Source organism: Chitinophaga pollutisoli, assembly GCF_038396755.1.
Taxonomy (GTDB): Bacteria; Bacteroidota; Bacteroidia; order Chitinophagales; family Chitinophagaceae; genus Chitinophaga; species Chitinophaga pollutisoli.
Window position 1 is genome coordinate 5,806,194 of record NZ_CP149822.1, and the last position, 12,186, is coordinate 5,818,379.

The 12,186-nt window shown below is 52.6% G+C and carries 12 protein-coding genes; 5 read left to right on the top strand and 7 right to left on the bottom strand.

The window, feature by feature from the left end:
• Window positions 1–9 precede the first annotated feature (9 nt).
• The 4 genes from WJU16_RS24710 (at window position 10) to WJU16_RS24725 (ending at window position 5,486) form a co-directional block, all read left to right on the top strand.
• Complete coding sequence (locus WJU16_RS24710; RefSeq protein WP_341836028.1) at window positions 10–1,617, top strand: RagB/SusD family nutrient uptake outer membrane protein; 1,608 nt, start codon at window positions 10–12, stop codon at window positions 1,615–1,617.
• A 32-nt stretch (window positions 1,618–1,649) separates the two neighbouring features.
• Entirely contained in the window at window positions 1,650–2,780 is a 1,131-nt protein-coding gene (locus tag WJU16_RS24715) for a SusE domain-containing protein (protein ID WP_341836029.1), read from the top strand.
• A gap of 12 nt (window positions 2,781–2,792) precedes the next feature.
• Entirely contained in the window at window positions 2,793–3,935 is a 1,143-nt protein-coding gene (locus WJU16_RS24720) for a glycoside hydrolase family 76 protein (RefSeq protein WP_341836030.1), read from the top strand.
• A gap of 1,098 nt (window positions 3,936–5,033) precedes the next feature.
• The gene (locus tag WJU16_RS24725) at window positions 5,034–5,486 is read left to right on the top strand and encodes a DUF1842 domain-containing protein (protein WP_341836031.1); all 453 of its coding nucleotides are present in this window, start codon (window positions 5,034–5,036) and stop codon (window positions 5,484–5,486) included.
• Between the two features lie 173 nt (window positions 5,487–5,659).
• Here WJU16_RS24725 and WJU16_RS24730 read toward each other — a convergent pair whose 3' ends face one another.
• The 4 genes from WJU16_RS24730 to WJU16_RS24745 are packed head-to-tail and all read right to left on the bottom strand — an operon-like array spanning window position 5,660 to window position 8,367.
• On the bottom strand, window positions 5,660–6,313 hold the full coding sequence (locus WJU16_RS24730; protein ID WP_341836032.1) for a response regulator transcription factor: 654 nt from the start codon (window positions 6,311–6,313) through the stop codon (window positions 5,660–5,662).
• A complete protein-coding gene (locus WJU16_RS24735) occupies window positions 6,303–7,109 on the bottom strand; it encodes an ATP-binding protein (RefSeq protein WP_341836033.1) in 807 nt (268 codons plus the stop codon). The genes WJU16_RS24730 and WJU16_RS24735 overlap by 11 nt, the downstream gene beginning before the upstream one ends.
• Window positions 7,082–7,735, bottom strand: a complete 654-nt coding sequence (locus WJU16_RS24740; RefSeq protein WP_341836034.1) for a hypothetical protein — start codon at window positions 7,733–7,735, stop codon at window positions 7,082–7,084. The genes WJU16_RS24735 and WJU16_RS24740 overlap by 28 nt, the downstream gene beginning before the upstream one ends.
• Window positions 7,735–8,367: a hypothetical protein gene (locus WJU16_RS24745; protein ID WP_341836035.1), complete on the bottom strand. Its 633-nt coding sequence runs from the start codon at window positions 8,365–8,367 to the stop codon at window positions 7,735–7,737. The genes WJU16_RS24740 and WJU16_RS24745 overlap by 1 nt, the downstream gene beginning before the upstream one ends.
• A gap of 472 nt (window positions 8,368–8,839) precedes the next feature.
• On the opposite strand from WJU16_RS24745, the gene WJU16_RS24750 reads away from it, so the two are divergent.
• Complete coding sequence (locus WJU16_RS24750; protein ID WP_341836036.1) at window positions 8,840–9,187, top strand: MmcQ/YjbR family DNA-binding protein; 348 nt, start codon at window positions 8,840–8,842, stop codon at window positions 9,185–9,187.
• Between the two features lie 61 nt (window positions 9,188–9,248).
• On the opposite strand, the gene WJU16_RS24755 is transcribed toward WJU16_RS24750, so the two are convergent.
• The 3 genes from WJU16_RS24755 to WJU16_RS24765 all read right to left on the bottom strand — a co-directional run bounded on the left by WJU16_RS24755 (window position 9,249) and on the right by WJU16_RS24765 (window position 12,182).
• A complete protein-coding gene (locus WJU16_RS24755; protein ID WP_341836037.1) occupies window positions 9,249–10,199 on the bottom strand; it encodes an NADP-dependent oxidoreductase in 951 nt (316 codons plus the stop codon).
• 101 nt (window positions 10,200–10,300) lie between these two features.
• Window positions 10,301–10,621, bottom strand: coding sequence for a KGG domain-containing protein (locus WJU16_RS24760; protein ID WP_341836038.1), 321 nt, complete (start codon window positions 10,619–10,621; stop codon window positions 10,301–10,303).
• Between the two features lie 307 nt (window positions 10,622–10,928).
• On the bottom strand, window positions 10,929–12,182 hold the full coding sequence (locus WJU16_RS24765; protein WP_341836039.1) for a hypothetical protein: 1,254 nt from the start codon (window positions 12,180–12,182) through the stop codon (window positions 10,929–10,931).
• Window positions 12,183–12,186 lie beyond the last annotated feature (4 nt).

Here is a 12,186-nt window from a genome sequence, read left to right on the forward strand (position 1 = left end):
CACACCGTTATGAAACAATTGATCTTCACCATAGCATGCATTTCGTTACTCGCCGCCGGCTGCCGCAAGCTGGAACAGCCTAATACGCGCGAGTTTACGGAAGAAGCCTATTGGCGCGACGCACAGGATGCGCTCGATGCGCTGGCCAGCTGCTACGAAAACATGTACGGCGACGGTTTCTACTTCGGGAACGAAGCCCTCAGCGACAATGCCTATGTAGCCGGCGGCGGCTTCAGTGGCGTGTCGCTCATCGCAGGTGGCAGCTACGATCCGGCGCAGTCGCGCGTCCGTGAGCAATGGAGTTACCATTATTCCGCTATCCGCAAGTGCAACCTCGTGGTGCTCAACATCGGCAAAGTGCCGCAGATGGATGAAACCCTCCGCCGCCGGATCGTCGCGGAAGCAAGGTTCATCCGCGCCTGGGCTTATTTCAATATGACGGACCTGTACGGCAGCGTGCCCTTCTACCTGGATCTCATCTCGGTAACCGCAGCCCGCACCATTGGGCGGACCTCCCGCGAAGAAGTGTCCAAATTCGTGCTCGACGAGCTGGCGGCCATCCGGAACGACCTGCCCGTTAACACGCAATACGCGGAAAAAGACCGCGGCCGCATCACCCGTGGCGCCGCCATCGCGCTGGCTGCCAGGGTGCGCCTCTGGAAAGGCGACTGGGATCTGGCCGCGCAGGAATATGCGCTGTTGATGGGAAATCAAAACGGGACTTATGGATTGCTCGGCAATTATGAGAACCTGTTCAAACCCGCCAACGAATTCAATAACGAAACCGTGCTCGACATCCAGTACGGTGGCGGGCGCACTTACAGTACCCAGCGCAGCTTTTTGCCGCAAACGGTGGCGCTGTTGCGCAGCACACTGGTGCCCACGCAAGACCTGGTCGACGATTACATCATGACGAACGGGAAAGGGATTGCCGAAACCGGTTCCGGATATGATGCCAACAATCCTTACGTAAACCGTGATCCCCGCTTCAAAGCGACAGTTATCCATCACGGCGCTACCATCGTGGATTTCAACGGCGCGACCCAAACGATCCTCACCCAGCCGGGCTCCGTACCGGCTACCAACAGCGTGGACGACCAGGGTGCTTCCCCCACCGGGTACTACTTCCGGAAACATTATGATCCGACCGCACCGAACTATAACTCCGGCCTCAACCTGCCGCTGATCCGCTATGCGGAAATATTGCTGGGTTTTGCCGAAGCTAAAAACGAGCTGGGCCAGCTGGACGCCGATACCTGGAACAAATCCATCCGTGCCCTCCGTGTCCGCGCTGGCTTCACCGATGCAGGCGCGCTCGAATATCCCGCCGGGGCCGTAAAGGAAACCCTCCGCGACATCGTGCGCCGCGAAAGGAGGGCCGAGCTGGCGTTCGAAGGTATCCGCGTGTTCGACATCCGCCGCTGGAAAACCGCGCAAACTGTACTGGCGAAACCGGTTCGCGGGATTAAGGTGGCCTCGGGCGCTTTCAATAAAGATCCCAACGGGTACGTCATCGTAGAGGAACGCCGTTTTGAAAACCCGAAACATTACCTCTGGCCGGTACCCACCGCCGAACGCGATCAGAACAAAAACCTGGGACAGAATCCCGAATGGTAATCCAATTCTACAATCAAATTCAATCGTAAGTCATGTATAAAAGTCTTTCCATGGTAACCTTGCTCGTTGCGCTGTTAGCCGGCGGGTGCAAAAAGGACGATTACAAACTGAACACCAACATGCAGCCGGTAGATAAACTGACCGCGCCGCTCAATAACAAATTCACCAAGCTCCAGCCCGCCACCAGCGCTTCGGTACTCTTCGAATGGGACCAGGCCCGCGCGGAAGACGGCTCGCTGGTATTATATGAAGTGGCGTTCGATAAAGAGGACGGCGATTTCAGCAACCCCATCGCCCGAGTCCCTTCCGATGGCGGCGGGGTGCAGAATAAACTGAACCTGTCCCACAAAGACCTGAACAGCATCGCCGGCAAAACGGGGATCCCCGCGCTGGGGACGGGTAAAATCAAATGGACCGTACTGGCTTCCAAGGGGTTTAATGTTCAGCCCGCAAAAGAAGCCCGGTCGATCGAGGTGGAACGCCCGAACGGCTTCGCCGAGATCCCGGTCGATGTATTCCTGACGGGAGATGCTACCGAAGCCGGTGCCGACCTGGCCCAGGCGAAAAAACTGAAATCCGTGACTGCGGGCGTATTCGAAATCTACACTTCGCTGAAAGACGGCAAATACAAATTCACCGACCGTAACAGCGGTACGCCTAACGTGTTCTCCCTCGATGGCGGCCTGATCCGCGAAGGCGGCGAAAGCACCCACGCCGGCGGCACCAAAGTTTACCGACTGCGCCTCGACTTCAACAACGCCGCGGTAACGGTTACCGAAATCACCGGTATCGGCCTGTGGTTCGCGCCCAACGATCAGATCATGCACGAACTGAGCTATGCCGGCAACGGAACCTGGTCGTTCACCGACAAAGTGATCACTTTCCGCCAGGAATCATGGGGCCGCGACGAGCGCTATAAATTCCGCCTGAGCGTGAAGAATGCGGGAACCGACGGTTTCGAATGGTTCGGCAGCTCGAATGCGGATAACAACCGCCCGACTTCCGCCACGCCTTTGTCGTTCTGGGAGCTGCGACCTATCCCCAACAGCGACCGTTGGAATTACTGCTATAAATTCATGACGGAAGTGGATACCCGTCCTTGCGACGTGCATGTATATTTCCGGGCGGACAGGGCGTATACCCATGAAGTAATTGTTAAATAACAAACACGCAACATGCTGAAAATCACTAAATATAGCCTGTCGCTGCTTATGCTGGCCGTATCGTTTACCGGTTGTTTGAAAGAACCGGTAGACGATGGGCCGGGGCCTGGCGCGGGGAAGAAAACGTACGTGTACAACTGGCCGTCGATTGCGGACTCGACTTATAATTCATTGATAGCCAACTTCTACAATGCATCCGGGAAGTATTTCAATGAGAATCACACCGGCGGCAATACATTTCATTACTGGCGCAATGCGCATGGGTTGGATGTATTGCTCGACGCGTACCTCCGTAAGAATGATCCGCAGATAAAAGCGCGGATGGACGAATTGCTGGAAGGGATGAAAGCCCGTAACGGGAACACATACATCAATCATTTTTATGATGATATGGAATGGATGGCGCTAGCCTGCATCCGGGTGTACGAGGTAACGAACGACGCGAAATACAAAACCGTCGCCGAAACGCTTTGGAATGATATCAAAGGCGGCTGGGACGACACCTGGGGCGGCGGGATTTACTGGAATAAAGAGCGGAAGAACAAAAACACGCCTTCCAACGCGCCGGCGAGCATCATTGCGTCGCGGATATATTTGCTCAACAAGAACCCGGAAGATCTGGACTGGGCCAGGAAAATCTATAACTGGCAGAAAAACAACCTGGTAGACCCGGTAACCGGCCTGGTGTGGGACGGTTTGGATGGCAGCGGCACCAACAAGAACTGGAAATTCACTTATAATCAAGGGGTTTACATTGGCGCCGCCGTGGAATTATACAAGATCACGGGCGAACAGGTGTACCTCAACGACGCGCTGCGTACCGCCAACAACTCCCTGACCGGGGAGCTGACGCAGGGGAACGTGATGAAAGACGAAGGCGCCGGCGATGGCGGGTTGTTCAAGGGCATCCTGGTGCGCTACATGATGTTGCTGATTACAGACGGCGGGATTTCAGCCACCGACGCCGGCAAGTATGTGAGCTTCCTGAAAGTCAACGCGGAAACGCTCTGGCTCCAGGCGACCACGCGTCCGCAGATACTTTTTGGTGGCAAATGGAACGCCATGGGTTCCCAGGTGGATCTGAGCACCCAGCTTTCCGGCTGCATGCTGATTGAAGCCGCCGCCCATTTGAAGGCGCTGGATTTAATGGAATAGATCGCTTTCGGGATAAAGTTGTTAACCGGAAAACGGGCAGTCCTTACAGGATTTGCCCGTTTTTTCATTTGTTGGGCTGGATGGGGCATCTGTAAAATCCCATTTCGGGGTTGAAGATGTGGGAAGGCAGACAAGACTTGTACGGGCGCTTCTAAGAATAGGATAATTTCATATTAATTGATGTTATCTGTTTGCTGGGGCGTATTCACGACTTACCCGGATTTTTTTGTGTTTTCAGCAGAGGAGGAGCCGGAGTTTGATTTTGCCGGGCGTTTCGCGTAGCGCGTGGTCAGTTAAAGCCGTGTGACAATTCTTGCGTAATTTTTCATTACTGAAAGTGAATAAATGATTGATGGAGTTAAAATTCATGATCGATTGATGATGAGTGAATTGTATATCAATTTATATCAGTTGACGAAAGTATGTTTTGTCATCGCATCACCTTGAAAATCCCGCAAAGTCCGCATAATTTTTTACATCCATTAGCTTTTGGAACTTCATGGATGACTTGTTAAACATGATTAGTTGGCTTTTCGAAATTAAAATGTTTAAAATTAACTTTAAATGATTGATCAAATTGTATATACGGCAATATAATTTATATTATGTTAAATAGAGCAACGCGAAATCAGGCCCTCGTTCTCGGTATCTTCCTTTTAATTTCAAACGGGTCATCCTGACCTCCTGATGATACGTTGAGAAAAGTTTCACGGTCAGATGGAAAAATTACATGTGCCGCCACCTCCCATTATGCGCGATATTGGAATGAAAATATACTTGTTGATGGGTGCCGCCATTTGTCCTTAGGTGATTTGACGGCTCGATTTCGGTATACTGTTTCGGTTGATAGCGCGATTTTGGGCGGGAAAACACAGCGACTGGTTTTCGCCGTACTGGCGCCTGAAGCCCGCATGCGCAGGCTACATCTCTTTACAAAGATGACCTGGATAAGATTTCTGAATTGGTTTATAAGTTATTAACAGTCAATTGTTTATGAAAAACACCCATAAAAGGCTGAAAATCCCCCCTGTCCAGGGGGAAAACAGCCTTTCAGGGGTAACCGCATTTATAGAAATTTGATCGTTCGCTTTTCTCTGTATGCTTAAGTCTGTCCACATAGAATCCCATCTTTCCCCCGGATTGTTCGCCGTTCAAATGGATATCGGCGCCCATCAGCCCGGCGGGCCGGTCCTGCATATTTCGCTCACCATCCATGAGCAAACCCGGCAAATCACCGGTACCGGCCAGCTGTCGGCCGCCGCGCATCATCATGCTTTCGGCCTCACCTATCTGAAAGGTTACTTCTTTGCTTTGCCGGCCTCACCCATTGTTGAGTTCCCAAATTCATTGATTATCATGGGTATGCCATACCTGGCAACGCCTTACAGCAATGTAGTGCCGCAGCCGAACATGGAAATCTTCCTCGAACTGGATAACGCCTGGAAATCAGGCTTCTGTACGTACAGGTATGAAACCGACGGTGCATGGTTTACAGTAGCCAAAGCGCCGGCCGGTTTCATGGAACCAAGGATGCTGGCATCTGTCGTGTAATAGCATTGCATCCTTTTGATCCCTATTCCATTTACCTTCAGTTTTCACTAAGTAACACACATGAAACGAGCACCGGCGCTGGTTTTCCGGCGCCGGTTTCATCACTCCATGCAAACAAAAAATCCCCGGTCCCTTCATCCAGGCCGGGGATCTTTATTTTCAGAAAACCCAGGTCAGGGGGCGTACAATTCATTTTTAATGGCAAACAACACGAGGCCCGTCCGCGATTTGATCGCCAGCCGGTCGAACAGCTCCTGCCGGTAGTTATCGATCGTGTGTGGACTTAGTTTCATTTCCGCGGCGATTTCCTTGTACGTGAGCTCGGAACAGCACAACCGGAGAAACGTAATCTCATTGTCGCTCAACTGCACCTGCAGCGCGCCGGGTGTCGGATTATCCTGGATGCTGCGGAGCATCTTGGCGGAAATCAGCTCGTTAAGGAAGTATCCCTGTTCGTGGATCGTCCGGATGGCCTGCACTACATCGGCGATCCGGGATTCCTTCACCAGGTAACCGCCCGCTCCGTTCTTGAGCATTTTGATGATGGGCTTGTCGTCTTCGAATGTACTGAGCGCCAATACTTTCACATCCGGATGGAATTGTTTTAGCCATTGGGTGGATTCAAACCCGTCCATGACGGGCATGTTAATATCCATCAGCACCACATCGGGCGCGGGCGCAGCCGTGAGGCGGTCTTTCATTTCGGCGCCATTGGCGGCTTCGAAAGCTACGTGGATCTCCGGGTATTCGGACAACAGGCTGGTCAGTCCCTGCCGGAACAGCGTGTGGTCGTCCACGATAGCGATCTGTATGGTCTTATGTTGCATGGTGCTGGATTGTGCGGGGAACGGTGATGGTGACGGACGACCCCTTGCCCGGGGCCGACCGGATTACGGCGGAGCCCCCTATCATGGAAGCCCTTTTCCGGATATTCTGAAGGCCCATCCCCGACTGCCGGGCCAGTGCGGCTTCGACGTCGAAGCCGGCGCCATCGTCGGTAAGTGTGAGGGTCAGGGTGTTGTCGTTCCAGGATTGTTCAATGGAAATAGACGTGGCCTGGGCGTGGCGGATAATGTTATGGAGTGTTTCCTGGAAGATGCGGAACACGAACAGTTCCGTTTCCGGGTGTTTAGGCATGCCCGTGAGGTTTCCCGTGCGGTGGAGCTGGTAGCGCCCGGATTTCTCCAGCCAGTCGAGCTCGAACGCAATGGCATTGGCCAGCCCTTTGCCCACAAGCTCCTCCCCGTGCATCAGGCGTGAAAGCGCGCGGATTTCCCGGATAGATCTCCGGGCGAGCTCCTCCGCCGCGGCGATCTTTCCGGCGGCCTTTTCCTTGTCGGACAGGTCTACGGCGGAAAGTGTGATGGTCATCAGCCCGAGGAGCTGGTTGATATTGTCGTGCAGGTCATTGCCAATCGTCTTGAGCGTTTGCTCCTGCACTTCCATCTGGGTTTGCAGCAATTCCGTCCGGAACGCGTTGCGCAGGCGCTCCGTTTCTTCCAAATGCTTCTTTTTCCGGGAGTTGTACACGGTTACGTATACGATAAGGAACAGCGGCGCCAGGAGGAAGACGGCGCTCACCCAAATGATAAGGGTTAGTATTTCGTTTGTCGGTACCTGCATATAAAAGCATATGTCCAGCTGCCGTATAACAGCACATTCAGGACCTTAAAAATAACATACCGGAGCGAAAAGCGGATGCCTTCAGCTGAAGAAGCTTCCAGGAGGTATTGAAAAAAGATGTAAGTGGCGATCCCGCCGAAGTAAAACATGAGCGTGCCGCTCACCCACCAGAACGGCGGATGGGTGGAAAGGCGGATGTATTTATCGTCGCGGAGCACCAGGAAAAAATAGTACAGGCATCCCGTTACCATGACCATCGACATCAAAGCGGCCGTGAGCGGCGAATAATATCCGAATTGATGGGAAAAAGATTCTGTGAGCCAGGCGGACAGGAATACGGTCCCCCATACAACCGGGACCCAGATACTGATCCCGTAAGGTTTCATGAGGTGGTACAGGAAGGTGGTGATGGCGAAACATTCGGCCAGCATATACAGGTTGTACAATGGAGCATTGGGTGCGTGGAGTACGGCGCGCATGTAAATGCCGCCGGTTTCCACCAGGCAAACTAGGAAAAGGTAGAATGGAAACCGCCTCCACACCGGGTCCTTGTCGCGCCGGAGGCATACAAGGGCGGTGAGGAAGCAGATCCATTCAGCAACCGTGTTGACGGTGAAATATTGCATTATTTGTAAATATGGCTTTTAGTGCTGTCCACATTGGGTGCGAGGAAATACGCGCCTCTTGCGAAACAGTTTTTAGGGGGCGGGCACATTTCGCCGTTGTTTTCAGGATCGTCCGGAGGACCGCTCAGTGCAATCATGCCTTTGGTGGGCCTGTTATCTGGTGTAACCTGGATGTGGTCGACATGCTTTTTCTTTTCTTCCCGGGTGGTAACCATTACAAGCGTGGTGTGGCCCCAATAAGGTTTGATGGGGATGTGGCCGATGGTGCCTTCCTCGTGTGGAATGGGGTAATCGTCGGCGTAATTGGCCAGGTAGAAACGGACGCCGCTCATTTTGTCGCGCTGCATGACGCACAACAAGGCATGAATACGCTCCGTCGAGAACCAGATGCTGCGGGTGTGTGCGGAATCCGGCGGGAGGTTGGCGCCATACCGGGCGATCATGGCGTAAGCCGTGTCTACCGACATCAGTGCGTCTTCGGGCACAACTGTTTTGGAATTGCAGACATACTGCGAGGAATCTTTACCGGCAGACCCGCCGCCCGCGCTTTGGGAATTGGACCAGTAATAACCTGCCGCAACTCCGGCGGCCAGGGTTAAAACGGGGATCAGCATTGATTTGAATGTACTCATATAGGTTTTTATTGCGTGTAATGTGGAAGGATACGGGATGTTGCCAAACGGTTTTCAAGGTGCCCCAAATTACCGTTTTTCATCACATATTCCGCATAACCGCAGCTTCAAATTTCGGAGTTGCCACATATACCGGGAAGGCGTTTTTCGGCTCCGTTAAAGGCGGTTTTCAGGTAAAATGGGGAAAATGCTGATAATCAATACCCATCTGATACCTCACTCAACTTACTGAGTGTAAATTTCTAACGGCACTTGCTTCATTTTTCGCTATCAACAAGAATGAAAAACCCAGGAGTTAATTAACATTAAATTGTAAATACAGATTGATTAACACACGTTTGCATTCATGTAAATTTTCCGGTGAGGAGTGATATTTTAATGTTTACCAGTTGGATGGATGTATGAAAAATAGTGAGGATTCCTGCCGGTAAAAGCGTTTTTCAGCGCGGGGAGTTTTCCGTAAATTGTAGTCATGAATCTCGAAAAGCTACAGGATTTCTGCCTTACCCTCCCCGGTACCGCCGAAGGATTCCCGTTTGGGGAAGCGACCCTTGTATTTACCGTCATGGGAAAAATATTCGCTTTAGTGGATGTGGATGCGTTCGAAAGCATCAACCTGAAATGCGACCCGGAAGATGTGGAAGAGCTCCGCGAAAGATATGAAGGCGTACTGCCGGGGTATCATATGAATAAAAAACACTGGAACACCGTTTTGTTCGACGGCTCCATCCCGGACCGGCTCCTCCTCGAATGGACCCGCAACTCATACGACCTCGTCGTAAAAGGACTGCCCAAAAAGACCCGCGAACAGCTGGGGTAAAACACCACCGCCGCAGGCCGGTTTCCCGGGCAACGGCGGCGGAAAAACAGTTATAGCGAATTCAATCCAGCGAATCATCGATCACCAGGATGGTTTTCCCCTTGCTCCGGGACGCCCGGCTATCGGCGATGGCTTGTGGCGCCTGCTCCAGCGGTAATTTGCGGTCCACCGGCATGGTAAGCCGCCCGTTATCGACCAGGTCGCGAAGCGCGTCGAGGGAGGCCGGGCTGCCCTTCGTCTCGAAGTTGCCGCCTTTCAGCCCCAGTTCATGTAGATGTTCCTTGTCGGCTACAAACTGCGTGGTATACACATGACCGCCCTTCTTCACCAGCGGCAGCATCTTATCGAACCCGGATTTGGGGCTCACCAGGTCGATCAGCGCATCGGCCCCGCCGGCAAACTGATCTTCCACCGGCGCGGATTTATAATTGATGGTTTCCGTTGCACCCAGCTGCCGGACGCGCTCCGCCGCCTCATCTCCCGACACAGTGGCCACCACATGGATTCCCCTGGCCTTTGCCATCTGCAATATAAACGCCCCCACGCCGCCGGTGGCGCCAATCAGCAGCAATGTCTGCCCTTCCGCGAGCCCGGAACGATCGAGGAGCTGCAGGGCGGTCATGCCCGCAGTGGGTAAAGCGGCCGCTTCCGTCAATGGGATGGAGTGCGGCGCTTCCGCGATCGCCGCCGATTCCGGGACGGTCACGAATTCCGCGTAAGATCCTTCGCCGATGGGCGGATGGATCATCTGCCCGAAAATGCGGTCGCCCGGCTTGAAACGTTTAACGCCCGCACCCACCGCATCTACAACGCCGGCCCCGTCGACCCCCAGGATGAGCGGGAATACGTGCGGCATCGTGTTTTCCAGGATGCCGTCCACCAATTTCCAATCGAAGGGATTGAGCCCGGCCGCGGCGAGGCGGATGCGGATGGTGCCGTCTTTCACGGCGGGTTCGGGCAGTTCCACGAACTGGGGAACGCTTTTGAATTGATTGACTGCAACAGCTTTCATATAATTGGGATTGGATATGAATGTACGCAAATTACCTGCCGGGGCATAAAAAAAGCGTGCACCGCTTACGGTTACACGCCTTTACAATGATCTTATGCGCCTCAGCGGGGTTTGCTGGGTTTACGGCCACCGCCGTGGGAGGCCTTCCCGCCTTTACTGGCAATCTGGCGTTGTTTTTCTTTATCCATTGCCGCAAAGCCCCTTCTGCTGGGAGTGCGTTTTTGCGTTTCCCCATGCGCAGCGGCATCACCATCAGCCAGGTTGGCTTCACGCTGATTACGACGGTCGGCGGCATCCAATTCGTTTTCATCATACCCTTCTAGACGATTGTTTTTATCGTCGTTATATTCCTCTTGTTCTCCGTAACGCTCCTGCCTGTTGGCGTCTTTCATCAGCATGTTGTCGTGATGTTGCTCCTGCATGTCAGTAGGTTTTGTTCGTGTGACCATAATTGTAAGGATTTGATATGGTTAATTGAATCAATTACATGTTTACCAATAACATACGGTAATTACCATGCCAACGGATATTCACGAGATACATATAAAACTATCTCAACTGATAGTGATTGATTAACAGTTTACTAACGTAAGTTCATGATAATCACTTACTTGTTTGTGTAAGATAACGACTGTGGAATTATTGCGGCAGTTTGGGCGATTGGGGGATGGCGTGGCAACAAAAAAGGCAAGGGATGCCCCTTGCCTTTTTTTATCATTTTGGTAAGCCTTAGTTGAGACCTTCCAGTTTCTTTTTCACGGTTTCTACTTTATCATTCATGTTTTTGATAGCGTAGATTTTCTGAAGCGCGTAGAGTGCGCTTTCGAAGGTGCGTTTGTCGCTGGCTTCCATGTTAGCGCCCATCGCTGTGAAGCCGGCGTCTGCTTTTTCGAAGAAAGGCAGGGCCTGGTCCATGAGTGACTGTACTTTGGCTTGCAGTTCTTTCGCTTTCGGGCCGGTTTGCTCTTTGCTGGGCAGGTTGTTGAGATCCTTGTTGCTGGCTACTGCGCGGTTAAAGTATAGTGCGCCGAGCTGGAAGTTGGCGGTGGCGTCGTCACCCTTGAGTGCCAGTGCTTTCTTGTACGCTTCTTCTGCTTTGGTCATCAGTGCGTCGTAGTTGGCAGGCTTGGCAATGTCGTTACCTTTTTCGTCGCGGGGATTGGCTACGTTATCGAGGCGGATGGCGTAATCCAGTACGAGGCTGAAGTCGCTGGGATTATCGTTTACCTTTTTCTCGAGCATGCTCAGCAGTTCATCCGTTTTACCGGTTTTGGAATAGTAGAGCATTTCCATGTCGTTAAAGCGTTTGTCAGCCGGGAAGAGGGCTTTCGCTTTTTCGATGGTACCGAGCCAGTTGGCATTGTCGCCGCGCTCTTCATATTGCTGCGCGAGTACTACGTACAGGGCGGGTTCGGTTTTGAACTGGAGGTCGGCGGCCTTTTTCAGCAGGGCGAAGGCTTCGTCCTTTTTGTTGGCCTGCTGCGCGGCGTAACCGGCGTAGAATACCATGGCGGTGTCGGTGGGGATGGAACCGCCGAGGTTTTTGCCATTATAGTAGTCGCGCACTTCCACGGCTTTCTGGAAATAGAGGTAGGACGAATCCCACTTCTGTTCGTTCAGGTTGCCATAACCGGCGTTGCCGATGGTGGCGTACACATTGAACATGCGGTTATTCATTTCCAGGAGGGCTTCCGGCAGTTTAGGATTGATTTCGAGGGCTTTCTTGAAAGACTCGTAAGCAATTTCCGCGTCGGCCGCGCTTTTATTCTTGGTAGCCAGGGCTTCATAGATTTTGCCTTTCACGTACCAGGTTTTAGCATCGTCCTTCGTTTTTTCGTGAGCGAGCGCCGCCTCGATATCAGCTTTCGCCTGGTCGATTTTGTCGCTTTTCAGGTATTCATCTGCACTGTTCACCTTTGCTTTTTGCGCCATGACTGCAAATCCGGCGCCGCAAAAGAGAAGCGTTACAAATAGTTTTTTCATGTGG

What these genes read in the sequence shown, in the direction of transcription:
- WJU16_RS24765 (WP_341836039.1), bottom strand. Translation starts at nt 12,182, where the DNA reads ATGAAAAAACTATTTGTAACGCTTCTCTTTTGCGGCGCCGGATTTGCA.
- WJU16_RS24735 (WP_341836033.1), bottom strand. Translation starts at nt 7,109, where the DNA reads ATGCAGGTACCGACAAACGAAATACTAACCCTTATCATTTGGGTGAGC.
- WJU16_RS24750 (WP_341836036.1), top strand. Translation starts at nt 8,840, where the DNA reads ATGAATCTCGAAAAGCTACAGGATTTCTGCCTTACCCTCCCCGGTACC.
- WJU16_RS24755 (WP_341836037.1), bottom strand. Translation starts at nt 10,199, where the DNA reads ATGAAAGCTGTTGCAGTCAATCAATTCAAAAGCGTTCCCCAGTTCGTG.
- WJU16_RS24715 (WP_341836029.1), top strand. Translation starts at nt 1,650, where the DNA reads ATGTATAAAAGTCTTTCCATGGTAACCTTGCTCGTTGCGCTGTTAGCC.
- WJU16_RS24745 (WP_341836035.1), bottom strand. Translation starts at nt 8,367, where the DNA reads ATGAGTACATTCAAATCAATGCTGATCCCCGTTTTAACCCTGGCCGCC.
- WJU16_RS24710 (WP_341836028.1), top strand. Translation starts at nt 10, where the DNA reads ATGAAACAATTGATCTTCACCATAGCATGCATTTCGTTACTCGCCGCC.
- WJU16_RS24730 (WP_341836032.1), bottom strand. Translation starts at nt 6,313, where the DNA reads ATGCAACATAAGACCATACAGATCGCTATCGTGGACGACCACACGCTG.
- WJU16_RS24725 (WP_341836031.1), top strand. Translation starts at nt 5,034, where the DNA reads ATGCTTAAGTCTGTCCACATAGAATCCCATCTTTCCCCCGGATTGTTC.
- WJU16_RS24740 (WP_341836034.1), bottom strand. Translation starts at nt 7,735, where the DNA reads ATGCAATATTTCACCGTCAACACGGTTGCTGAATGGATCTGCTTCCTC.
- WJU16_RS24760 (WP_341836038.1), bottom strand. Translation starts at nt 10,621, where the DNA reads ATGCAGGAGCAACATCACGACAACATGCTGATGAAAGACGCCAACAGG.
- WJU16_RS24720 (WP_341836030.1), top strand. Translation starts at nt 2,793, where the DNA reads ATGCTGAAAATCACTAAATATAGCCTGTCGCTGCTTATGCTGGCCGTA.